This is a genomic window from Acinetobacter sp. 778_lipA (genome assembly GCF_058242985.1).
Genome location: NZ_JBZAYT010000001.1, coordinates 1259043 through 1282494, shown reverse-complemented (window position 1 = coordinate 1282494; position 23452 = coordinate 1259043). Strand labels below are relative to the sequence as shown.

The window sequence follows — 23452 nt, the reverse complement described above, 5'->3', positions numbered from 1 at the left end:
TAATGGCTGCTTTCAACGTCGAAAAGATTACTCACGTACACCACTGGAATGACACTCTATTCAGTTTTAAGACCACACGTGATACTGCATTACGTTTTAAAAATGGTCAATTTGTGATGATTGGTCTTGAAGTCAATGGTAAGCCTTTAATGCGAGCATATTCTATTGCAAGCGCTAACTACGAAGAAGAATTAGAGTTTTTCTCAATTAAAGTGCCTGATGGTCCTTTAACTTCTATTTTGCAAAAAGTAAAAGTTGGCGATGAAATTCTAATTTCAAAAAAACCTACAGGTACTTTGGTACTTGATGATTTGAATCCAGGTAAAAACTTATACCTTCTTTCATCGGGTACGGGGTTAGCACCGTTCTTATCAACGATTCGCGATCCTGAAACCTATGAACGTTTTGAGAAAGTTATCGTGGTACATGGTACACGCTTTATTTCTGAATTGGCTTACCAAGACCTGATCCTCAACGAACTTCCAAACAATGAGTTTTTTGAAGAGCTAGGTATTAAAGACAAATTGGTTTACTACCCAACTGTGACCCGTGAAGATTTCCATACGCAAGGTCGTGTAACCACTGCGATTGAATCTGGTGCATTATTTGAAAAAATTGGCTTACCACGTTTTAATCCAGAAACTGACCGTGCAATGCTGTGTGGTAGCCCAGCATTCCTTGACGATGTTGTCGAGCTCCTTGATCAACACGGCCTCAAAGAATCACCTAAAATGGGTGTTTTAGGCGACTATGTGATTGAACGCGCATTTGTTGAAAAATAATTTATTTTTCAAGCATCGTTAAACTGAAAACCGAGGTCCAATACCTCGGTTTTTTGAGTTTAATGAATATAAATTAGTACAGTTTGACGGCTCTTTTTTATAAATCTTGTATCTTTATAAAAAAGAAAGCCATACAAATGTATGGCTTCCTTAAGTCAATGAGTAATTAAATCATCAATTTAGATTTTTCTGAGCTTGACCATATTGGTCAGCCATCACTTCAACCAATTGATCAGGTTTAATATACTTCTTAATCACAGCATCTACATCCGCTTTGGTCAGTTGAGCAAACTCTTGATCTCTTAAAGCACGACTATCCATTTTCTTATTGCGTTCAAGCTGGCTGTTTAACATACGATGAATCACACGTTCATCTTCTAAAGACGTTACACGTTGCTTCATGATATTGGCTTTAGCCGCTTCCAACTCCTGACTGGTTACTCCAGTCGCTAATAAGTCATTCAGCACTTTACGCACCACTTGCGATACTTCAGCAGATTTTCCTGCTGTGTAATTGGCTTCGATCGACAATGCACCTGCTTCATTAAAAGAGTCCAAGTTTAATTGACTACCAAAACCATAAACCAACGCATTTTTTTCACGAAGCTCTTGTCCTAAACGTGAAGACAATTGCGAGTCACCCAAAATATAACTAAAGACAATCAGTGCTGCGGCATCTTTATTGTCTACACCTACAGGTAAGGTCTGCAAAGCTTGATAACTACCAAACTCACGTTGTTCTGAAAGGGCATGCACTTTCTGCGCTTTATAAGGGGTAAATTCTGTTGATAAACGCTGATAAGGTTGTTTAGCTGACCAATTTCCAAATTGTTGCTCAAGTAACTTCTTGATCGGTTTTGCATCATATTGCCCAGTGATAGAAATAAAGGCATGGTCCATTGCAAAGTATTTTTTATACAAATCAATAACTTGTTGATTGGTTGCTGCTTGAATCTGTTGTTTAGCCAGTTCTGGTTCAAAATGATAACGTAAATCACCTGGCTGATAGGTTTCAAGTAGGCGCGCAATGGTTAAAGAGGATACTGTTTCAGGCTCAGTATATGGTCGATCCAAACTAGATAAACTTTGTAATTTAATTAAATCAAATTGTGATTGTTCAAACTTAGGGCTCTTCATCACCGACACGATATATTTAAAGAACTCTTCAAATTTTTCTTTTTTCGCTGAAATTTGAATAGTAATCCCGTTATCCGATGCCGTCGCAGTTGCTGCACCACTTGCTTCAATAGTTTTATCTGCAATATTCTGTAAGCTATATTGCTCAGAAGCACGTAATAATAAATAAGCCGTAAAATCGAGAATTTGTGCCTTATTCATTAAAGATTCAGCTGTACCAAAATTAACCTCAATGGTTGCATAGGTTTTATCATCACGTGTCGAGGTTGGGAATAAAGCATACTTCATCCCATTTTTTAAAGTGCCACGTTGAATCTTTTTCTCTGTTGCAGTTAAATATTGTTTCGATTTTTCAACATATTGGGCAACTTCCGCTTGATAAACACTGACATCTTTTAACGGTTCTACTGCAGCAGCTTGTTGATCTAAAGTTTTTGGTTTTTCAGCAGCTTGCTTTTGCTCTAAGGCCTTTTTCTGGTCTTCAGGTGTCGGTTGAATATCACCATTAAAACGGTGCTGTTCAGTTAAAAATGCTTTTAAAGTTGCATTAGTTTCAGCTACGCTTAACTTTTGAATGGCTTGTTGATCTTTAAAATATTGTGCCCAATTACCATGAGACGACACCACATAATCACTTAACATACCACCAACAGCAGCAGCACTGGTCAATAAACTCTCGTTGGCATTCTGGATTAGATTTTTAACCCGTTTTAATTCGACATCATCAAAGCTTTTATTTTTTTCTACACCGGCAATCAACGCACTGTCAATTTTTTGAGCATCATGGTTTGGTGCATAAATCGCCCCCATAAACACCAAATTAAAATCATCATCTAACCATGTTGTCGACTGAACATTGGTCGCTACACCAGTTTCTACCATGCTGGAATATAGATGACCACTCGGTTGTAAGGTATATAAATATGGCGCAAGTGCTAATACTGGCTGAATTTTTTCATTCTTACCATTCATATAAATATTGAATTTGGCAAGATCACTGCCCTTTTTCACCACAAAATTACGATTTTTTATGGTTGAAGAATCAAGTAAAGGTACTGTTGCTTGTTGAGGAATCTTACGTGCAGCTATCGCACTAAAGTTTTTATCAATGGCTTTTAAAACTTCTGCTTTATCAAATTTACCAGCAATCACCATTACCGCATTATTCGGTGCATACCAGTCTTTATAGAATTTGTTCAATTCATTCATTTTAATTGACTGTAGTTCAGCAAGATCACCAATTGGTAAACGACCTAATGACTTGTTGCCATAGGCTGCTTTCCACATTTGATCCATCAGCACAGCAAAAGGCTGATCCATACGCACTTCGCGTTCGCGCATCACAATATTGATTTCTGAAGGAACGAATTGTTCTTGAAGCACCAATTTGTCCATACGTTGTGACTCTAAATAAATCACTTCATTTAGGGTGTTTTGGTCTGGGCGTACAATATTGGTATATTTAGTCGAATAATAATCGGTACTGGCATTGGTCATTAACGTATATTGATCTAAACGGCGTTGAAATTCTTCACCTTTTACATCTTGTGTGCCTTTAAAGGCTAAATGTTCAAGTAAATGTGCAAGACCACCTTTGCCTTGTGGATCATTTAATGAACCGGTCAAATAAACCGTATTCATAAAGACTTTACTTTCTTTGTCATTCGGTGCAAGTAAAACTCTAAAGCCATTCTCTAGCTTATATTCTTCGATATTATGTTCAGATTTAACCAGGATGGCTTGAGCAAAACTAGACGCACTAAAACCAAGAATACAAAGCGACAAGGTGAGTTTTTTCAACTGCATGAGCATAGGAGAATCCAGAATTTTTTAAATTTTAAACATTTATAAGCTAAACATCTTAAGAAATTCTGAACAAAATTTATAGTAAAGTTTTGAAAAAAGAGCCGTTTATTTCAACGGCTTTTGTAATGATTTGAACATGTCGATCTTAAAATCAATTTAAATAAAAATCTCAGCTTGCATAAATAACTGTGCATAGCCTGAAATTTCTATACGTTGACTATCCTGAATAGCACAAAACAATTTTCCACCGCGCGCTGATGCCTGATAACCAATAAGTTGTGTTTTACCTAGCTTTTCAGCCCATAAGGGCGCTAGACCAGTATGCATTGAACCTGTTACAGGATCTTCATCTATTCCTTTATGTGGAGCAAAATAGCGAGCAACATAATCATAATCGTTTGAAGCTGCGGTAATGGTCACATCATAGCCTGCAGACTCAGCAGTTAATGCGGTACTCACATGATACTGTTCTGCAATTTTTCGGATATTGGTTAAGTTTGGTGTTGCATCAATCACATCTTGTGCAGATTCACAAATTAAAATATACGCTTGCGCATTGAGGTAGACTTCTTTAAAAGGCTGATCAATGACATGATTCAATAACGCTGGATAATCGATCACTTTTTGTGGCTGACGAATCGGGAAATTCATCAGGATCTTTCCATCCTCAGCTTGCTGGATGATAAAAATACCTAAATCTTTAACATGAAAATGAATCGTCTTCGCTTGGGTATAGTCTTTAAATAAAACAAATGCTGAAGCTAAGGTTGCATGCCCACAAAAATCGACTTCAACCTGTGGTGTAAACCAGCGAATTTGATAATTTTCATCATCCATGCGTTTGACAAAAGCAGTTTCTGCCAAATTATTTTCTAAGGCAATATTTTGCATCAGAGCATCATCCAGCCAGTCATCTAAGACCAATACAGCAGCAGGGTTGCCCTTAAACAATTCTTGTGTAAAAGCATCAACTTGGTACATTTTCATTGTCAAAACTCCTCATTTTAATCTATTCTAAGCAATACTAAAAATGATTACAGATACAGTCTAAGTTTTAAAATGGTTACAGTTGAAGCTTGATCGTATTGACCATTCAAAATACACCTGTTTTATAGATTCATTTGAAGTTTATAATCTTTCCTAGATCAATAATGATGGAATAAGCACGATGAAAATAAGCATAAAACTCAAAAGCGTCGTTATAAGCAGCCTAATCCTATGTTCTCCACTGACTTTTGCAGCCGATACCATTTGGATTGCTGGAACCACACATAAAGGGACAGTTACCGTACCTATAGAGAATGGCCCTAATGTGGTTTGGAAATGCGATGGTACTGTATGTCGAATGTCTGGTCCTTGGGGCAATCAACTTTCAATCGACTCATGCCAAAGTTTGGTCTCTCGAATTGGAAAAATCACCTTCTATAAAAATTCTGCTGGAAAAATTTGGACAAAAAATTCAAAAGAATTGGCTGAGTGTAATCAAGCTGCAAAATAGAACGCTTTAGCCCCAGCAGACCATCATATTTATCAGAAATATGATCGTGATAAACTGCTATTTATAGTCGTGAATACTCTGACTTGTTTTAATAAATCAGCGTGTAATGAATATGCATTTAATGAATCAGAGTTTGACTGATAAACTTTAGTTGAAAAAAAACACCTAAATGTAATTTAGGTGTTTTTTATGGCGTTTAAATAATATTGAAAAATAGGTTAACTATGTTTTAACTCTTCTCTCTCATCTGAAAGCAAAATGCTTTGATCTGTCTGCCCCATCAATTGACTGGTCACAACACCTGCAGTCATCGAACCATCAACATTTAACGCAGTACGCCCCATATCAATCAAAGGTTCAATGGAAATCAGCAAAGCCACCAAAGTTACGGGTAAACCCATAATCGGTAAAACAATCAGTGCAGCAAAGGTTGCACCACCACCGACACCTGCAACGCCAATTGAACTTAAAGTCACTACGCAAGCTAAAGTTAAAATCCAGATCGGATCAAGTGGATTAATCCCTACTGTTGGGGCAACCATCACCGCAAGCATCGCAGGATATAGACCCGCACAACCATTTTGTCCAATCGTTGTACCAAATGAAGCAGAAAAGCTAGCAATAGACTCAGGCACACCCAAACGGCGAGTTTGTGCTTCAATATTTAATGGAATACTTGCAGCACTCGAACGGCTGGTAAAAGCAAAGGTTAATACAGGTAAAACCTTTTTAAAGAAGCGGATTGGGTTAACGCCTGTCAGCAACAATACAATTGCATGTACTGCAAACATGATGGCTAGCCCCAGATAAGAGGCAACCAAAAAACCACCAAGATTAACAATATCAGCGGCTTTAGAACTTGCTACGACTTTCGTAATCAAGGCAAATACACCATAAGGTGTAAGCGTCATCACCAATCGAACTAACTTCATCACCCACGCTTGCAAAGTATCAATTGCAGTGACGATACGTTGGCCTTTTTCGGCATCATCTCTGATCAGGTTAAGCCCTGCCAAACCGAGCATCGTAGCAAAGATCACCACACTAATGATTGAGGTTGGATGTGCCCCAGTGAGTTCAGCAAATGGATTTGTTGGCAAAAAAGATAAAATAAAATCAGGTACATTTAAGTCTGTGACTTTACCAATATATTCAGATTGAATTGCTTCAAGACGTGCTGTTTCCTGTGTCCCTTGTACAAGACCAGCCGCACTTAATCCAAATAGATTGACCACAAACACGCCAACCAAAGCGGCAATAAATGTGGTAATTAGTAATGTACCAATGCTAAAAATACTAATCTTGCCTAATGAGGATGCATTATGTAACTTAATCACAGCACTCAGGATCGAGACCAGCACTAATGGCATCACCACCATTTGTAAAAGCTTAACATAACCATTTCCAACGATATTAAACCATTGAATAGACTCAGTTAAAATTTCAGAATTTGTACCATAAACCCAATGTAATCCTAGCCCAAATACCACACCTAAACATAAACCGGCAAACACTTTTTTAGCCAGACTCCAATCTGTCTTTCTGGTTTGCATCAGCAGTATGATCAAGGCAATGAATATGACAATATTCAAAATGAGCGTATAGTTCATTCGAGTTCCAATAGTTTTGATCGTTTTATTATAAGCTTATTGTGAAATATCCAATAGTCTTTAGCATTTTTTGATATTTAAGTGTTGTTTTCTCAACATGTACTATTAATAATAAAAACATTACTTTAGCTTACTCATGAATTTTTTGTATAAGCTTATACAAATAAAGACTAACACCCAGAATATAGGCCATCTTATGAATTCACATATCCAAACTGTTGAACTTTCTAAGGCTTATCGCCTGTTAAATCACGGTCCAACCGTGCTTGTCTCAGCCCAGTATGAAAACGAAAACAATGTTATGGCAGCAGCTTGGGCTTGTGCCCTAGAACTTGTGCCTGCCAAAGTGAGTGTGGTTTTAGACAAAAGTACAAAAACTCGTGAATTAGTTGAAAAGTCAGGGCATTTCATCCTACAGGTACCGACACTCAAACAACTTAAACTGGTACAACAATTAGGCTCAATCAGTCAGTTTAATGACCCTGAAAAACTCTCACACTGCCATACGCCACTTTTCCAGTTTGAGGGATTTCATCTCCCTGCGGTTGAAGGCTGCGCTGCATGGTTAATTTGTGAACTGATTCCTGAACCGCATAATCAACAAAGCCATGATTTATTTATAGGCAAAGTCGTCGCTGCATATGCGGATGATCGCGTATTCCGAAATGGTCACTGGTATTATCATGAAGTTGGTGCTGAATGGAAAAGCCTACATCATGTTGCAGGTGGACATTACTATACGATCGGAGATCCTGTAGATGCCAATCTATAAGCTTAATCCTTACGAATTTTTGCTTGTCGATAGGCCAATCTGTTTTAAATCATGTTCAATTCATAATTGTACAATGATCTAAAGAGACTTAGCCCTTGATCTTAATCGTACATATCCTGCAATAAGCTCCGATTTTACCCTCTGGTTAAGTTGTGTGAATAAGCATTGATTATTCCTAAACTAAATACTGATTATTTATTGTCATTTTTTTAAATTCACCTTAAGGTGAATTAACGGAAAATGGATAATCTGCATAATGACCAAGATCGGATCGAATAAAATTCAGCTGAGTATCTTCCTATGCCTGTGTATGTGTTTAGGCATTGGCATTCTCCGATTTTCCTATACTGCATTATTGCCCTCTACCCGTCTTGCTTATCATTGGGACTCCAGCTTTGCCAGTATATTAAGCAGTGCAAATTTGTTGGGGTATTTAATTGGTGCATTTTGTGCAATGAAATTGCCTCAAAACTTTACCATGCCTCGATATATCATTTTAGCGGCATTTTCTGGAACGGTGAGTTTACTCAGTTGTGCTTTTTCAGGTCTTCCCGAAAGCTGGTATGTCTTTTGGCGAGTCATTTCAGGCATCAGTGGTGGCTTATTGATGATCCTAGCTCCCAGTATCGTTGCACATTGCAGCAAAGCTGAAGAACGGCTAACCATCAATTTTATTGGCTTTAGTGGTATTGGCATTGGAGTATTATTGGCGACCCTGTTTTTGCCTTATCTTGACAGAATCAACACACAATCTGCATGGATGATTTTATTTGCATTCTCTGCTGTCATTTGTTTGGTCATTGTTTATTTACTCAATCAGTTTAAAGATCATCTGGATCATATCAACGTAACAAACAATCAAACAGGGACAGTTAATGGTATGTATTTTAGTTTGCTGGTTGTCTATGCTTCTAGTGCTTTTGCCTATGTTCCTCACTCATTGTTTTGGATTGATTATCTTAAAAATACCCTACATCTTAATCTATATTTGATTAACTTTAATTGGATTTTGTATGGTGCAGGCAGTGCCTTAGGTGCAATCAGTGCTTACTTATTAGCTCGAAAATTCGGCAATTCTACCGCATTAAAAATATTATATAGTCTGTATGTTTTTGCGATCTTGATTGCTATTTTTTCAACTCATCCAATCCTTACCTATACATCATCCTTTTTTACTGGTTTGCTTAATCCTGCTGTGGTTTTCCTTACCTCATATACCATTTTACACCTTTATCATGTGGCCTATAAAAAACTATGGAGCATAGCGACATTAGCTTTTGCTGTAACTCAATTGGTTGGTGGAATCTGTTTTAGTAGCTTGCAACATTGGGGTGTCTCCTATCATCAGCAATTTATACTTGCCTCAGGTGTACTCGCTGTAGGTACAGCACAATTTTTTATCTATTCTCTAACCCATCAAACACAACTGCATAAAAGCTAAAATAAATAATCATGTTGCGTGAATCATATTGCTATTAAAAGCTTCTCCTCCCCTTTGAAAAAGATCAGGATGATGGTGCTTTATCTAAATCTATGCTTTAAAAAAGGACAGATGAAAGAAGCCTAGTGCTTCGTTTTAGAATCGCGCCAATCTAAACATGCTAAGCTTTATCCACCATAAAATAATCGGCTTTGCACAAACAAATAATTTAAATATCAATCTCAAACACATAAGTTTTAGCTTTCACTTAAAGCACTTTGCTCACAGTTATTGACCATTTGGCATATAAATTGCTCTTTGTAATGCAGGGACGGCAAAGTCATAAAGGTTTTAAGATGAATACTGAAATTAAAAAAATTCAACCTGAAGATGAAGTTTTAAGTGCGGGAAAGAACCTGACATTTGGTTTACAGCATGTACTCACCATGTATGGTGGGCTGATTGCAGCACCTTTGGTCGTAGGTACAGCGATTGGTCTAAATGCAGCTGAAATTGCCTTATTAATTACGGCGTCTATTCTTGTGGGTGGTTTGGCAACATTACTACAAACACTTGGACTAAAGTGGTTTGGTGCAAAACTTCCAATTGTACAAGGCACTTCATTTGCTGCTGTCGCAAGCATGATCGCGATTGGTACAACTGGGGGAAATATCCAAACGATTTTTGGTGCTGTGATTGTCAGTTCTATTTTCGGGATATTGATTACCCCCTTTTTCTCAAAAATAGTGCGTTTCTTTCCACCGATTGTGACGGGTTCAATTATCACTATTATTGGGATTTCACTTTTACCTGTTGCAATCCGCTGGATTATGGGCGGTAACCCTAAAGCACCCGAATGGGGCTCACTAGAAAATATAGGGATTGCAGCCTTTACCCTCGGTGTACTACTTGTGGTGAGTCGCTTTGGTTCAGCCACAATGGCGCGACTAGGCGTACTCATTTCAATTATTGTTGGTACAATTTTTACCATCCTGCTTGGTGTTGCTGACTTTTCAAAAGTGGGCAATGGTGATTTATTTGCTTTCCCACATCTATTTGCTTTTGGTCTACCCAGCTTTGAAATGTCCGCGATCTTAACCATGTGTATCGTGACCATCGTGATCCTTACTGAAACAACAGCCAGCCTATTAGCGATTGGTGAAATTGTTGATACAAAAATGGATAGTCATCGTTTGGCAGATGGTTTAAGAGCTGACATGCTATCTTCTGCGATTGCGCCATTATTTGGTTCATTTATGCAATGTGCTTTTGTCCAAAACGTAGGACTGGTTGCCATTTCAGGGGTTAAAAGTCGTTTTGTCGTAGCAACGGGTGGTGCTATTTTAGTTGTACTTGGTTTATTACCGATTTTTGGACGCTTAATTGCTGCGATTCCGATGCCTGTTTTAGGTGGAGCAGGTATTGTTTTATTTGGTAGTGTTGCAGCAAGTGGTATTCGTACATTATCTAAAGTGGATTATCAAACCCAATCCAATCTCATCATCGTTGCTGTGTCAATCTGTGTCGGCTTAATTCCTTTAATCAGCCCTGATTTCTTTCATGCCTTTCCCAAAGTATTCCAAACTTTATTTCATTCAGGAATAAGCGCAACGTGTATAGCAGCAGTATTACTCAATATTTTCTTTAATCACCTTTCATTTGGTAAAAAACCTGTTCGATCTTCGGTAAAAAATGTACAAACGGCCATACATTGAGGTAAAAAAAGCAGAGCTTTAATAAAAGCTCTGCTTTTTTACTTACCACGCTCTATTTAACCGCCAAGAAAAGCAAATGACTGAATGCTTCTCTTAAAACCATTATTTTGTGGTTGGCATATGCTTTTTAATAAAGGCAACCAATTCAGGATTTTTTTCAACAATCGCTTGAGTATGGCTGGCATCTTTCACAGGTAAGAACGTTACATCTGTACCCATATCTTTTAAACGTTGTTGCAATCCTTCCGTCACAGGATAAGGCACTGCCATATCAGCAGTCCCCTGGATAATCATCACAGGACTATTAATTTTTTTGGTTGCAGGTTGGTTCTCAGCTAAGAATTTTTTTACTGTCGGATTTTCTTGGAAATTATCGACCAATCCAGGATAGTCTAAAACAGTTTTTCCTCCATTCTTAACAATATAATCACGGATATCATCGGCAAATTTATTATGCAATTCATCTAGACATAAGCCATTTTCACCTGTGGAACCTTCCGCAAATTCTGCAATATTTTTTGAACGATCTTTAAAAACTTCTCGATAATTAAACTTAGGCTCATAAGCGGTCACACCAACTGTGGTATAAGCAGCGTATGCCAATAATTCTGCATAAACTTCAACAGCAGTCCCTACTGGAGCTGTTCCAGCTTGTTCCTTTTGAAGAATATCTCGAATTGCTTGTGGCGCAACGACAGAAATAATATAACCCAAACTTGAGGCAGGTGCGCCTGCGACAGCACCTCTATAATTGGCATCACTATTGGAAAGCTCAGCAGTTCCTAAAGAACCATGCCCACCCTGCGATTGCCCGACAGACATCCATTGACCATTGATCTGATTACCATAGCGCTCTTTATATGCTTTCACTGCATAAATCGCTGAGTTAGCCTCACTCTTTAGATTTAAATACGGATGCATACCTGGTGTACCCAAGCCTTCATAATCTGGAGCAATAATCACATAACCTTCATTTAACAGGCTTTGCGCCATATTTTTAAATCGTGGGTTAAATTTATTTCTACTTGGGGCGCAACTATCACCAACGCCCACCGTGCCATGCTCCCAAACCACAACTTTCCAACCATCTGCAGGTCGTGTTGTTTTGGGGATGAAAACCATCGCTGTGGCTTTCTTGGTTTCACCAAGTACATTTGGCATATTATAAGTCATGACTTTGACCGATGTAGCCTCATTGATTACATCAGAATTATATGTATTTTCAGATACATAATCCTTATTTGAACCCCAATTATTCCAGTTATTATCATCATCATTACATGCAGTTAATAATAATGCTGAACCGCAAGTAATAGCTAATAGTGTCCGTTTAAATCCTACTTTCATTAAAAAGTCCTCAGTTTTTATTGTTTGAACAGCTCCCTGTTCACCACTAATTAAGCATAAAAAAAAGCATCTTGCTAGAATGCTTTTAACTAAATAGTAAAATAATAGATAAATATAGATTGTAATCTTAAATTTAAATTCAAAAAATCAAATTAATGCAATAAAAATTCCAATAAAGATGATTAAACCAACCCAACGATTGTGCCTAAATGCCCAAAAGCATAATTGTGGATCACGATCTTTAGTTTTTGACCATTGATAAATGAAATCAGCAACAACCAATAATAATGTAATCAAGCCAAACGGAATCAATATGTTTTCTAAATATAATGCCGAACCAATCAACAATACACTGGTCAATTGCAACAAAGAGATGATTTCAATATCATATTTTCCAAAAAGAATAGCTGTTGATTTGACCCCAATTTTTAAATCATATTCACGGTCTGTAATTGCATATTGAGTATCGTAAGCCACTGTCCATGCTAAATTCCCAAAATAAAGCAACCAACAGGTCCAATCTAAGGGTTTTCCCATTGCAGTAAATGACATCGGAATCCCCCAAGAAAATGCCATTCCTAACACCACTTGCGGTAAATGGGTATAACGCTTCATAAATGGATAAATAAATGCAAGCACTAATCCTGCAAGTGCGCAATAAAAAGTCGCAATCGGTAAGAAGAATAATGTACAGGCACTCGCTGCAACCAAGCCAATAAAGACCCAAATCGCTTCTTTAGCAGAGATGACTCCAGTTGCGAGTGGACGATGTTTAGTCCGCTCTACATGGGCATCTACTTTACGATCAGCAAAATCATTGATTGCACAACCCGCAGCACGCATAAAGATGGTTCCTAAGACCATTGCAACCAGCGTTACAATATCTGGAATTCCATCTGCAGCAATCCATAATGCCCACATGGTGGGCCACAAAACCAATTCTGTTCCAACGGGTTTATCAAAGCGACATAGATAATAATAAGCTTCTAACCGTTGTCGCCAAGTGGTTTGTTGCGCTATCGACATGACAGTCCTTAAATACTCTATTTTGAAATATTCTGTTGATGTAAAAATTGCTCAAAAGCAGGTAAAAAAGTTTCTTGAACAATAAATTTACAACCATGCCAAGTATAACAACTTTGCCGCGTCCAACCTTCTTCTAATTTTAAAACACGGCGTTCACATAACGGATTGGTACGTTGAAATAAATATTTTCCGATTGGCTGCGTTCGGATGTGCTTAAACAAACGTGCTTTGCCATGGATACTTAAAATGGGAAATATACTTTTTGCCTTGACCCAAGGTTGTTCATCACAACCAAATAAATAACTTTCACGCACCCAGGAGGTGTGTTGATGCGACATTAGCATCCATTGACTATCTAACAAGGTCATTCTTTGATAATGCTCATGAATCGGTTGAACTTTAAATCGCCCACCTGCTGCCTCAGTCAATTGTTGAGTCAGCGAACCTTGTGCATACAACCATGCTTTTAATTCAGGAGGAAATTTCTTATCCCGTATTGTGCATGATTGTTTCAATGTTCAGCCCTTCAATTTTTGGATGACTCAGTGTAACTTAATTTTTTTAATTTGTTTGACTTGATCTTGCAATTATTCAAAACTAGCTGAAAAATCCATCAAGTTAAATATAAATAAGCTTTCTCTTAGGTCTAAAATTTAGCTAATCCTCAATACTCAATTACGTTCAAGCATCCTTAAATGCTTATATCACTATTTTGATTTGTATGACTTTCTGCTACATTTTAGCTTTAAAATTAATCGAATGTATTTTAGGGCCCCTCATAATGAATATAAAAACAGCACTCCAACTCACTATTTTATGCGCTCCTTCAACATATTGTTTTGCGCTTAACTTATCCAACGCCCCCATTCAACAAGTCACCCTGTATCCCACACTGGCAAAAATCGAACGAAGCTTTCCAGTACAAGCAGGAGAACAACTCATTATACTAAATGGGCTTGCAGCAAACTTCAATATAGACCAATTGCAATATCAAAGTAGCAATATTGAAGTCAATGCTGTGTCTCATACAGATAGTGCAATTGATAAACCTGCAGGAAATGAATCTGCTCAATTACGTCATCACATTGAAAGCATAAAAAAACAGATTTCTGAACAAAACTCGATTATTCAAGCTGCTGAATTACAAAATAAGTTCTTAGAAAATGTCATTAAAGGTTCCGCGCCAAAAGTCCGTAAACAGGCTTACGAGGCTTTTATTGCCATTGACCAAGCCAAGGCCGAGAAAGAAAAATTACAACAACGCTTACAAGAGCTTGAACAGGATCTAAATGCCATTGGAGATAGTGAGTTTAATCAGCGAACACTAAAATTTTATGTCAATGCCCCACAACGGGGTGAAATTAAAATTAGCTATATGGTTCCTTATGCACGCTGGCAGCCGATCTATAAAGCTGAGTTAAACACCCAAACCAAGCAAATCAAGCTGACACGTATGGCAATGATTGCTCAAAAAACTGGTGAAGACTGGAACAATGTTAAATTGGCATTATCCACAGCAACCCCACAAAACTATATTCAACAAGTTCAACCCCAACAATGGTGGGTAAACTATTATGAACCAGAACCAGTACGACCAATTTATCCAGCACCCGCACCTATTGCAATGGCTGAAATGAGTTATGATAGAAAGTCCACTGCCGCAGTAAAAAAATCGCCCCCTCAATTTCCACAGTTTCAAACGGCTGATTTAAATTTTAGTACTGAATTTCGTTCAGAAACCAAAGCATCCATTCCAAGCAGCCAACAACAAATCTATTTACCTTTAAGTACTGAACAATATGCGGCTAAACTTTCAGTTTGGGCGATTCCAAAACAGAGTACTCAAGCCACAATTAATGCTGAAATTTCAAAACTTGATCAAAATTGGCCTTCTGGAATTGTAAAACTATATCGTGATGGCGACTATATTGGGCAAAGAGCTTGGAGCAATAGCGTAGATGAAGCACTTCAAATGAGCTTTGGTACAGATGATCAAATTCAAGTTAAAGTCACTGATTTAACCGACAAAAAAAATCCAGTCAAAGGTACTCAATCTGAAACCATACGAAAACAGCAATATTCAGTACAGAACCTGCATAACTATCCAATTCAGGTTACGATTTTTGAACCTGAACCACAAAGCCAGAACGGTAAACTCAGCACTCAATCGACCTATAATATTCCACCGACTGCAACACAATGGAATGGACAACCCAATATCAACCAATGGCAAATTGATTTAAATCCGAAACAGATTTATAAATTAGATATTCAACATCAATTTAAATATCCAAGCAAAGGGAGAACTTCAGGGTTTTAACTTTCGGTTTTTATACAAAATTTAGCCCAGTGATTACTGGGCTTTAATTTGGTCACGTAAATATCATTAATTTTGACATTTATTAGAGATAATCGCCTTCTCTTTCTGGCTGATACAATATTTTTTCAATTTTTACTTTCATCAAATGACCATCTGGCTGTGGCCATTCAATTTCCTGCCCTTCTGCCAATCCAAGAATTGCAGTACCTACAGGTGCAACAACATTGACCTGCCCTGTCTCACCACGAAAATCATGTGGATAAACCAAAGTAATTTCGGTTGCTTCCGTCGATGGTGCAATGGTGATTAAGACTTTTGCATTCATGGTTACTACATTTGGAGGCATATCTTGAGGCGCAACCACATCTGCTCGCGCCAATTCCTCTTCTAAATGTTGCATCGTCACAGTCAACTTCGACTGATGTTCCAACATCGTTTCTAAGCGATGTAAATCTTGTTCTGAAATAATAATATTTGGTTTACTAGCCATGTGCCTAATTCCTTCGATCTTTCACATCATTTGGGTATAGCAGCGATGTTTATAATGGGTCTGTTGACATTTTATAAATAAATTAAGCCACAAGCCGTAAACTACAGCATGCAACCTATATGTCGGAAACATGAAACGAAGTATCAATAAACTCCCATAATCTACTTCTTTTATAACAGATATTTACTTCGATGTTTAAGCTTATTGAACAACCATAAAAAAAGCCCCCTTGAGAGGAGGCCTTCTCAAGTTAATGCTTATTTAGCATAAACGGGGAATTTTGCACAAACCGTTTCAACTTTTGCTTTAACCGCATTGATCACAGCTTCATCACCTTTTGCATCGAGGATATCCGCAATCCAACCCGCCAAGTCGCGAACTTCCGCTTCACCAAAACCACGTGTTGTTACTGCTGGCGTACCGATACGGATACCTGAAGTAACAAATGGAGAACGTGGATCATTTGGTACAGCATTTTTGTTTACAGTAATATGAGCAGCGCCTAACCAAGCATCAGCATCTTTACCTGTCACATCTTGCTTAATTAAAGACAACAAGAATAAATGGTTTTCTGTACCACCAGATACAACATCATAACCACGTGAAATCAATACTTCAGCCATTGCTTTAGCATTTACAACCACTTGTTTTTGATATTCTTTGTATTCAGGCATCATTGCTTCTTTAAAGCAAATTGCTTTTGCTGCTATAGCATGAACCAATGGACCACCTTGGTTACCAGGGAATACAGCAGATTGAAGTTTTTTCTCAATTTCTTCGTTTGCTTTTGCAAGGATTAAACCAGAACGAGGGCCGCGCAAAGTTTTATGCGTAGTTGTCGTTGTTACATCAGCAATTTGCACTGGGCTTGGATACACACCTGCTGCAACTAGACCAGCAACGTGAGCCATATCTACAAATAAATATGCACCAACTTTATCCGCAATTTCGCGGAAACGTTGCCAATCTACAATTTGGCTATATGCAGAGAAACCCGCAACAATCATACGAGGTTTATGCTCTACTGCTAAACGTTCAACTTCTTCGTAATCAATTTCACCAGTTTCTGTATTTAAACCATATTGAACAGCATTATATGATTTACCAGAGAAGTTGACTTTAGCACCATGGGTCAAATGACCACCATGTGCCAAGCTCATACCTAAAACAGTATCACCAGGGTTGAGTAAAGCAAGATAAACTGCTGAGTTTGCTTGAGAACCTGCGTGTGGCTGAACATTTGCATAGTCAGCACCAAATAATGCTTTAGCACGATCGATCGCCAATTGTTCGATCACATCAACATATTCACAACCGCCATAATAGCGCTTGCCAGGATAACCTTCCGCATATTTGTTAGTGAGTTTTGACCCTTGTGCTTCCATAACAGCTGGTGAGCAATAGTTTTCAGATGCGATTAACTCAATATGAGCTTCTTGACGGGCATCTTCTTGAGTGATTGCTTGAGCAATTTCTGGATCAAATTCAGAAATAGAGATATTGGCGAACATTAGCGAGGTCCTATGAATTAGGGCTTTTAAGCCGTGCTAAGATTGCGCGTATTGTAGCATGAAGTTTGTAATTAAACAGAATGAAGTTTACTCCGTTTTAAATAAAAATGGCTCATGTTGAAAACATAAGCCATTTGCTAAAACCTACAATTTAAAATAGTTATTGTGCTGCAAACATTCCTTTTACATCAGCCACAATATTATCGATATTTAAGGCATAAGCTGTACTATGATCCCAAGCAGGATTGGTAATATAATTCACAGGTGTTGCCAGTGCTTTAGCTGTACCATATAAGGTATCTGTTGCCGCTTGAGGTACAGTGGTATCGGCTCCACCTTGGTAGATAATTACAGGCGTTTTGACTTGAACTTGTAAAGGTTGAGAATCTTTATTCAAGAAAGTTTGAACCACAGGTAGGGACATAAATGTATCTGTTTTTCTTGGATAATTTTTCAATGACCCATTGATTGCAACATACTGTCCCATTGCTCCCCCGAACTTATCGCCTAGTTGAGAAGAACAAACAGATTCTGCTTGTTTAGCAATCGCATCAGTCGGCACTTTAAAGACTTGGCTATAGTCTAAAGTTGGGTTTGCATTACGTAAGCCTGCCGCGATCAGAGCGGTAAACGTATCTAAAGATGCATAAACTGGAATCTGTTTATCAGGCGTTGCATTTGCCACGCTAGATTCTCCAGCATTTAGGATCAAATTCAGTTGTGACGCAGGTGCGACAGCAACCGTACCTTTATAATCTAAGCTTGCACGATCTGCGTATTGTGCAGCCCCCAAAGCAGCTTGACCACCTTGCGAGTGTCCAACAGTCACCCATTGTTTCGATGCTTTGTTACCTAACCAATTACGGGTTGCAACCACAGCATCTGTAATTGAATAAGCTTCACTTTTTACATTTAAGAATGGATGGAGTTCAGTTCCACTCGGCTCGCCTAAACCTTCATAGTCTGGTGCAACAACCACATAGCCTTCCGCAAGGAATTTAGAAATCATTCCTTTAATATAAACATTTGTCTCATTACGGCTTGGCGCACATATATCAGCGACACCGGTTGTACCATGCGCCCAAACCACAATTGGCCAACCTGAAGCTGGTGGCGCAGTTTTAGGAGTAAATACCAATGACGTTGCTTGTACTTCTGTGCCCTTCACTCCCTTCATCTTATACGTCATCACCACACTATCTGCAGCAACAGCAGTAAAATCAGTCTTGCTATATGCTGTAGGTGTGCCAACAACAGGATTTGTAATGTTATTTACATCAGTATTTGACGGCGATTCATATGAACCTCCCCCACTACCACCATTCTTACATGCTGTTAAAACCAGTCCAGAACTTAAAATTAAAACCGTTAATAATTTTTTTTTCATGTGAGTTATCCTTAAAACACAATTTTTTAAAATTAATTTATACGAGCTTAAGCGTATAATTATTTTATCAATACGTCAAAAAAATATGTTAAGCAAGTTTTTTAATCCCGATTTTAAACATTGATTCAATATCATAAAGACCTGTAGCTCTTCAGCACTTAAATAAAGCCAAACAACTTTCTTATCAATTAATGTAAATACTACAGTTGGGAAGTGTTACATGACACACAAAAACTAAAACATAAAATAGAATACAACTTTGATTTCCCCCTAATTATTTGTATTTTTCACCTTATTCCCATAGCCCCCCTTGATAGATAAAAAAATGATCATGTTGGGTGAAGACTTTTGGTATTGAAAATTTCTTCTCATTTTAAGAGAAAGCTAGGATGAGGGGATTTTTATATTGATTTATAGTTTTAAAAAAGCTTTATCAAAGAAGCCTAATGCATTTAAGACAATTAAATTTGAATATTTTTCCGACTGCATGTATTTAAAAACCATAATTGAATAGGATTTAAGCAAAATCCAATGTTGATCTCGAATTTATATGACTTTAAATTGTATTTAGGGCCTAAAAAAGCTAGTTTAAGGAAGCTTTCCATTTATATATTGGTTGAGGAACAAAGGCATGCAAGCAATCATTTTAGATACTGAGACTCATACACTCAATGGCTTACCCATTGAAATTGCTTATGCGCCGATTCAAATTCAAGAAGGGAAATTGAGTCTAGATCGTGAACAAATGTTCGATCAGCTTTACAGTATTGGAAATGAAAAGATTTCTTTCGGCTCAATGGCTGTTCATCATATATTAGAATCAGATCTTACGAATCAACCAAATTTTTCCTGTTTTGAACTTCCTCAACAAACCCTTTACATCATTGGGCACAATATTGACTATGATATTCGCGCAATCCAACAATGTGGCGTAGATACAGCTCATATCAAAGCCATTTGTACACTTGCGCTTGCTCGTCTTGTTTGGCCTGATGCTGAAGCACACAATATATCAGCACTGATCTATATGATAAGTAAAGGCAGCGAAAAAGCACGTGAAATGTTAAAAGGTGCGCATCGTGCTGATGCAGATATTATTTTAACTGCAAACATCCTTATGCATATTATTTATCAATTGAAAATTCAAACAATTGAAGAATTATATGAAGCTTCAGAAGATGCACGTATCCCACGTAGTATTAACTTTGGAAAGCACCGTGGTACCGCTATTTCAGAATTACCTAAAGACTATGTACAATGGTTACTTCGTCAAGATGAGCTTGATCCATATTTACGCAAGGCTTTAGAGAATGCAAACATAGTCACACTTTAAGCTTGTGATTTGTAACAAGAAAGTCATATTAGTGTAATTTTCATTCTTTATTCTAGGGTCAATTTATTGGGGAATAATTTGACTCATGGATCACTATTTTAAAACTGACTTGGGAATTCAGGCATTAAAAAACCGCTCATTTCAACTCACTGCTCGCCAAAGACAGTTACTACTTCTGATTGGCACTGATGATTTTAAAATTTTAAAGAGTCCACTCAAACAAAGACTCGCAACACCAGAACTTATTCAGCAACTTGAAGAGTTAGGTTTAATTTTTCAGAATCATGCTGATCATTCATCTGAAATGAAGACAAAAATAACGCCTGAATCATTCAAGATAGAACACTTACATCATTTAAATCAATGCACTAACCTTACTCCCCTACCTTTCCCAAAAGAAGTTGATAAATTAAAAAGTATTATCACTCAAAATCTGAATGAAAATACAAAATCAGCAGATTCACATACCACTACGCATGCTACCAACACAGTAATATCTGAAGAAGAAACACATGTTGAATCTACATCTGAGCTCATTTATATAAATTTTGATGACATCAAGCAAAAAATGTCTACCCTTCTACAAACTCATTGTGGACTGATGACAAAACAGTTGGTAATACAAATACAACAGGCCAAATCCATTCGAGATATTAAATTTTGCCAAATGCAATGGATTACCGCGCTTCAAGAAAGTCGAATTTCGCCACATGAATTAAACCTAACTATGCAACAGATCAATTATTCCTTACAACACCTACAATCATCTTAAAGCAATCATAAATATTGATTTCAATTTTACCCCTTAGAATGACAAATTTAGTGCTTTTAGCGTCATTCTAAGTCTTTTATCCAGTTTGGTATTTGGTTTTTTATATTGCGCTAATGATACCCAAAATAAGCTAGAGACAATGACAAATTTTAATAAATTAAAGAGTATGCTCAGTTTAGTAAGCATGGGGATATTATTTCTAATCAGCTCAACTAGAAATTTTTTTGTTATGATTTTAAACAACTTCCAAAGATTCATATCTATTTACAAAATCAAATTGTCTGTTTTACAAGCATTCTGTAGAATCAAAAGCCAACCTATTATTTAAAATAATTAGACAATTATGACGCAATATCTTACAAAATCGACAAATCAAACAGCTTTAGAACTTTCAAATTTTTATCCAACTTTTGAACAATGTTTAACGGCTGTATCCAATATTAAATATCAAAAAGATCTACGCATCAAAAATGATCCTATTTCTTCTCAACATATATTGGTCGAAAGCTATTATCTTGGGACGCTTAAAGATAAGTTAAAAATTGAAAAAAATGCAATTCAACATGCCAACCAAAATCGTTTGGCTTTGTATCACCTTGTTGCTGTGGTACTTAATCATTTTAAAACTGCTTAATTAATTTTATCCGACTATTAAAAACGATGACAAATAAAAACGTGTTAAGCTTCCAGCCAACACGTTTTTTAATTCATGGTCAAAATTAACTCACTTGTTCAATAATACGATATATGCTGTCACTTTCCTTGCTTTCAAAAAGCAATTCAATACTGGGTAGTATTTTTTCACCATCCACAATGATGTGATCAATTTTTTGGAACAAAGATAAATTTTCTGTGTCTTCATGCTCTTGTAGCTTGTTTAACCAAGCCATTGCATTCAGCTCATTGCTATATTGATCCTTGACCCTTACTGTAATCATTTCAGTCATTTTTGTGTCCTCTTTTTTATGTACTGTTTTCTTATACCATGACATCACGCAATAATTATTTTGAAGTTGTTAGATTTTATGGCAATGTTAAAAAATAGCTACATTATAGTTTTTTATATCTATAAATCAATAAATTACTTTAAATACTTTGTGTAAATACAACCAAATTCAATTATTTCATGACATTTCAAAAAGAAAAGCCCGCATTTCTGCGAGCTTTTTATGTTGGAAAGCTAGTGCTTATTTTTTATTTGAACTGGAGTCACAAATTCAATAAGCCGTCATTGATCTGTCCAACTACTTCGTAGCGTCTTAGCGACCTACTGTAATTTTAATATAGTCAGATGCATTTAGATCTGCAAGATGTAGCAACATTATTGAACGATATGACAGCAATTATTAAATTGAATATTTTTTTTATGAGTAGATAATAGGAAAGTTTGATTGATTATATCTATTGCGCGTTCAAACATGAAAAATCTAAATTACAATATTTCGTTAAAAAGGGTCTTATAAATTTGACCTACTAAATCGTCTATTCTGTTGATATTTTATCGATAATATTGTCTCTCATAAATCATTAAAAGCATCTATTTATAGCAGATTTCGTATATGGATTCTTATACTTAACAGCTATAGGATTTTTATAATGACTTCCCCCTCCACGTGATCTACACACTTTTTCTAAGCTTCCCTGCTGGTGCTATAATTCAATTAACTTTTTCAACATGTGGGATACTGTCTAGACTGTGTGTACTTTAAATTTTCAGTTATCTGAATACCAAAACCTTCCCTTTCAATGTGACCATTCTTTGAAAAGGAAATTCAGCTTTTCTGAGTAATCTGATTAAAATGCTAAGTCCTAATGCAATAAACATAACAAATATGATTAAAGCCTTATAATCGAGGATGTTCTTGATCATACGTGACCAAAATTTATCGAACATGATGCTGCTCATTCTAGCTGCAACTTTGTGGTTAAAGATATTTTTTATATTTGTAAATGATATTTTTATTTTCTAAAAACTTGAGAGTTAAAATAGCCTCTCAACTCATCAAAATACTTAAAAAAACATTGAGACTAATTAATTTTCATTTTTTAATAAAACTTTAATATTTAAACAATACTTTTATTATTAATTATTATGAATTTTTTCAATTTAAATATCGTCACAAGGCTATCACGACAATATTGAAGCAATAGCCAAGTCTATATTTTAAGCGAAATCTAATTCTTTTTCAAAAATTCTAAGTTCATGTCGCGCCATAGCTAAATTAGATTTTTGGCGATCTAATACTAAATATAAAAATAGACTACTGTTTCTATCAAGTGGTCTCAATAAGTGATACTGCTTTCCTAATGTAATTAAAATATCATCAATCGTGTCGCGTAAATTTAAAGCTTCTGCTGTTTTCATTTTAGCTCTTAAAACTTCAGTATTTCCAGCAGCGGCAAGTTCCAAATCAATTCCTGTTCCATGTGCTGCTAAAGATAAACCACTTGTACTATCTACAAGCGCTGCTGCTGTGAATCCGTCAATTTCTGTTAAAGCTGTTAAGTCAATTTTAGCCATTTATA

Annotated in this window: 20 protein-coding genes; 9 read left to right on the top strand and 11 right to left on the bottom strand. The window is 36.7% G+C overall.

Translation table 11 applies throughout. From position 1 onward, the window contains the following. Positions 1 to 2: 2 nt before the first annotated feature. Positions 3 to 782 (top strand): ferredoxin--NADP reductase, encoded by a 780-nt coding sequence (locus AC4CUY_RS06100; protein WP_004721908.1) that lies wholly within the window; start codon positions 3 to 5, stop codon positions 780 to 782. A 174-nt stretch (positions 783 to 956) separates the two neighbouring features. On the opposite strand, the gene AC4CUY_RS06095 is transcribed toward AC4CUY_RS06100, so the two are convergent. After that, positions 957 to 3731 (bottom strand): M16 family metallopeptidase, encoded by a 2775-nt coding sequence (locus AC4CUY_RS06095; RefSeq protein WP_419360364.1) that lies wholly within the window; start codon positions 3729 to 3731, stop codon positions 957 to 959. A gap of 150 nt (positions 3732 to 3881) precedes the next feature. Beyond that, the gene (locus tag AC4CUY_RS06090; protein ID WP_483770119.1) at positions 3882 to 4712 is read right to left on the bottom strand and encodes a PhzF family phenazine biosynthesis protein; all 831 of its coding nucleotides are present in this window, start codon (positions 4710 to 4712) and stop codon (positions 3882 to 3884) included. 181 nt (positions 4713 to 4893) lie between these two features. Here AC4CUY_RS06090 and AC4CUY_RS06085 point away from each other — a divergent pair, with 181 nt between their 5' ends. Then, positions 4894 to 5223 carry a DUF8200 family protein gene (locus AC4CUY_RS06085; RefSeq protein WP_419360368.1) on the top strand — a complete coding sequence of 110 codons (330 nt, stop codon included), beginning with the start codon at positions 4894 to 4896 and terminating at the stop codon, positions 5221 to 5223. 218 nt (positions 5224 to 5441) lie between these two features. On the opposite strand, the gene AC4CUY_RS06080 is transcribed toward AC4CUY_RS06085, so the two are convergent. Further along, the gene (locus AC4CUY_RS06080; RefSeq protein WP_034612245.1) at positions 5442 to 6833 is read right to left on the bottom strand and encodes an L-cystine transporter; all 1392 of its coding nucleotides are present in this window, start codon (positions 6831 to 6833) and stop codon (positions 5442 to 5444) included. A gap of 196 nt (positions 6834 to 7029) precedes the next feature. On the opposite strand from AC4CUY_RS06080, the gene AC4CUY_RS06075 reads away from it, so the two are divergent. From AC4CUY_RS06075 to AC4CUY_RS06065, 3 genes are all read left to right on the top strand, one after another. Beyond that, positions 7030 to 7605 (top strand): flavin reductase family protein, encoded by a 576-nt coding sequence (locus AC4CUY_RS06075; protein WP_490773816.1) that lies wholly within the window; start codon positions 7030 to 7032, stop codon positions 7603 to 7605. Positions 7606 to 7861: 256 nt separating this feature from the next. Further along, complete coding sequence (locus tag AC4CUY_RS06070; RefSeq protein WP_490773815.1) at positions 7862 to 9046, top strand: YbfB/YjiJ family MFS transporter; 1185 nt, start codon at positions 7862 to 7864, stop codon at positions 9044 to 9046. Positions 9047 to 9381: 335 nt separating this feature from the next. After that, positions 9382 to 10740: a nucleobase:cation symporter-2 family protein gene (locus tag AC4CUY_RS06065; protein ID WP_419820677.1), complete on the top strand. Its 1359-nt coding sequence runs from the start codon at positions 9382 to 9384 to the stop codon at positions 10738 to 10740. A gap of 102 nt (positions 10741 to 10842) precedes the next feature. On the opposite strand, the gene AC4CUY_RS06060 is transcribed toward AC4CUY_RS06065, so the two are convergent. From AC4CUY_RS06060 to AC4CUY_RS06050, 3 genes are all read right to left on the bottom strand, one after another. Then, entirely contained in the window at positions 10843 to 12087 is a 1245-nt protein-coding gene (locus tag AC4CUY_RS06060; protein WP_336953862.1) for an alpha/beta hydrolase family protein, read from the bottom strand. Positions 12088 to 12234: 147 nt separating this feature from the next. Next, positions 12235 to 13113 (bottom strand): 4-hydroxybenzoate octaprenyltransferase, encoded by an 879-nt coding sequence (gene ubiA, locus AC4CUY_RS06055; RefSeq protein ID WP_419361313.1) that lies wholly within the window; start codon positions 13111 to 13113, stop codon positions 12235 to 12237. Between the two features lie 17 nt (positions 13114 to 13130). Further along, positions 13131 to 13628 carry a chorismate--pyruvate lyase family protein gene (locus AC4CUY_RS06050; RefSeq protein ID WP_336953864.1) on the bottom strand — a complete coding sequence of 166 codons (498 nt, stop codon included), beginning with the start codon at positions 13626 to 13628 and terminating at the stop codon, positions 13131 to 13133. Between the two features lie 266 nt (positions 13629 to 13894). Here AC4CUY_RS06050 and AC4CUY_RS06045 point away from each other — a divergent pair, with 266 nt between their 5' ends. After that, entirely contained in the window at positions 13895 to 15433 is a 1539-nt protein-coding gene (locus AC4CUY_RS06045; protein WP_490773814.1) for a DUF4139 domain-containing protein, read from the top strand. Between the two features lie 82 nt (positions 15434 to 15515). Here the strand turns inward: AC4CUY_RS06045 and rnk are convergent, their stop codons facing one another. From rnk to AC4CUY_RS06030, 3 genes are all read right to left on the bottom strand, one after another. After that, positions 15516 to 15923 (bottom strand): nucleoside diphosphate kinase regulator, encoded by a 408-nt coding sequence (rnk, locus tag AC4CUY_RS06040; protein ID WP_234622805.1) that lies wholly within the window; start codon positions 15921 to 15923, stop codon positions 15516 to 15518. Between the two features lie 257 nt (positions 15924 to 16180). Beyond that, positions 16181 to 17434: a serine hydroxymethyltransferase gene (gene glyA / locus AC4CUY_RS06035; RefSeq protein WP_262085493.1), complete on the bottom strand. Its 1254-nt coding sequence runs from the start codon at positions 17432 to 17434 to the stop codon at positions 16181 to 16183. 160 nt (positions 17435 to 17594) lie between these two features. Then, positions 17595 to 18821 carry an alpha/beta hydrolase family protein gene (locus tag AC4CUY_RS06030; protein WP_419328635.1) on the bottom strand — a complete coding sequence of 409 codons (1227 nt, stop codon included), beginning with the start codon at positions 18819 to 18821 and terminating at the stop codon, positions 17595 to 17597. Between the two features lie 631 nt (positions 18822 to 19452). Here AC4CUY_RS06030 and AC4CUY_RS06025 point away from each other — a divergent pair. The 3 genes from AC4CUY_RS06025 to AC4CUY_RS06015 all read left to right on the top strand — a co-directional run bounded on the left by AC4CUY_RS06025 (position 19453) and on the right by AC4CUY_RS06015 (position 21560). After that, positions 19453 to 20154 (top strand): 3'-5' exonuclease, encoded by a 702-nt coding sequence (locus tag AC4CUY_RS06025; RefSeq protein WP_336953867.1) that lies wholly within the window; start codon positions 19453 to 19455, stop codon positions 20152 to 20154. Positions 20155 to 20239: 85 nt separating this feature from the next. Further along, positions 20240 to 20926 carry a hypothetical protein gene (locus AC4CUY_RS06020; RefSeq protein ID WP_336953868.1) on the top strand — a complete coding sequence of 229 codons (687 nt, stop codon included), beginning with the start codon at positions 20240 to 20242 and terminating at the stop codon, positions 20924 to 20926. A 343-nt stretch (positions 20927 to 21269) separates the two neighbouring features. Beyond that, positions 21270 to 21560: a hypothetical protein gene (locus tag AC4CUY_RS06015; RefSeq protein WP_336953869.1), complete on the top strand. Its 291-nt coding sequence runs from the start codon at positions 21270 to 21272 to the stop codon at positions 21558 to 21560. An 85-nt stretch (positions 21561 to 21645) separates the two neighbouring features. Here the strand turns inward: AC4CUY_RS06015 and AC4CUY_RS06010 are convergent, their stop codons facing one another. Beyond that, positions 21646 to 21873 carry a hypothetical protein gene (locus AC4CUY_RS06010; protein WP_336953870.1) on the bottom strand — a complete coding sequence of 76 codons (228 nt, stop codon included), beginning with the start codon at positions 21871 to 21873 and terminating at the stop codon, positions 21646 to 21648. Between the two features lie 1217 nt (positions 21874 to 23090). Further along, positions 23091 to 23447 carry a roadblock/LC7 domain-containing protein gene (locus tag AC4CUY_RS06005; protein WP_336953871.1) on the bottom strand — a complete coding sequence of 119 codons (357 nt, stop codon included), beginning with the start codon at positions 23445 to 23447 and terminating at the stop codon, positions 23091 to 23093. Positions 23448 to 23452 lie beyond the last annotated feature (5 nt).

Excerpts from the sequence above, each read along its gene's own strand:
- AC4CUY_RS06100 (WP_004721908.1), top strand. The coding sequence starts at position 3 with ATGGCTGCTTTCAACGTCGAAAAGATTACTCACGTACACCACTGGAAT.
- AC4CUY_RS06095 (WP_419360364.1), bottom strand. The coding sequence starts at position 3,731 with ATGCTCATGCAGTTGAAAAAACTCACCTTGTCGCTTTGTATTCTTGGT.
- AC4CUY_RS06090 (WP_483770119.1), bottom strand. The coding sequence starts at position 4,712 with ATGAAAATGTACCAAGTTGATGCTTTTACACAAGAATTGTTTAAGGGC.
- AC4CUY_RS06085 (WP_419360368.1), top strand. The coding sequence starts at position 4,894 with ATGAAAATAAGCATAAAACTCAAAAGCGTCGTTATAAGCAGCCTAATC.
- AC4CUY_RS06080 (WP_034612245.1), bottom strand. The coding sequence starts at position 6,833 with ATGAACTATACGCTCATTTTGAATATTGTCATATTCATTGCCTTGATC.
- AC4CUY_RS06075 (WP_490773816.1), top strand. The coding sequence starts at position 7,030 with ATGAATTCACATATCCAAACTGTTGAACTTTCTAAGGCTTATCGCCTG.
- AC4CUY_RS06070 (WP_490773815.1), top strand. The coding sequence starts at position 7,862 with ATGACCAAGATCGGATCGAATAAAATTCAGCTGAGTATCTTCCTATGC.
- AC4CUY_RS06065 (WP_419820677.1), top strand. The coding sequence starts at position 9,382 with ATGAATACTGAAATTAAAAAAATTCAACCTGAAGATGAAGTTTTAAGT.
- AC4CUY_RS06060 (WP_336953862.1), bottom strand. The coding sequence starts at position 12,087 with ATGAAAGTAGGATTTAAACGGACACTATTAGCTATTACTTGCGGTTCA.
- ubiA (WP_419361313.1), bottom strand. The coding sequence starts at position 13,113 with ATGTCGATAGCGCAACAAACCACTTGGCGACAACGGTTAGAAGCTTAT.
- AC4CUY_RS06045 (WP_490773814.1), top strand. The coding sequence starts at position 13,895 with ATGAATATAAAAACAGCACTCCAACTCACTATTTTATGCGCTCCTTCA.
- rnk (WP_234622805.1), bottom strand. The coding sequence starts at position 15,923 with ATGGCTAGTAAACCAAATATTATTATTTCAGAACAAGATTTACATCGC.
- glyA (WP_262085493.1), bottom strand. The coding sequence starts at position 17,434 with ATGTTCGCCAATATCTCTATTTCTGAATTTGATCCAGAAATTGCTCAA.
- AC4CUY_RS06030 (WP_419328635.1), bottom strand. The coding sequence starts at position 18,821 with ATGAAAAAAAAATTATTAACGGTTTTAATTTTAAGTTCTGGACTGGTT.
- AC4CUY_RS06025 (WP_336953867.1), top strand. The coding sequence starts at position 19,453 with ATGCAAGCAATCATTTTAGATACTGAGACTCATACACTCAATGGCTTA.
- AC4CUY_RS06020 (WP_336953868.1), top strand. The coding sequence starts at position 20,240 with ATGGATCACTATTTTAAAACTGACTTGGGAATTCAGGCATTAAAAAAC.
- AC4CUY_RS06015 (WP_336953869.1), top strand. The coding sequence starts at position 21,270 with ATGACGCAATATCTTACAAAATCGACAAATCAAACAGCTTTAGAACTT.
- AC4CUY_RS06010 (WP_336953870.1), bottom strand. The coding sequence starts at position 21,873 with ATGACTGAAATGATTACAGTAAGGGTCAAGGATCAATATAGCAATGAG.
- AC4CUY_RS06005 (WP_336953871.1), bottom strand. The coding sequence starts at position 23,447 with ATGGCTAAAATTGACTTAACAGCTTTAACAGAAATTGACGGATTCACA.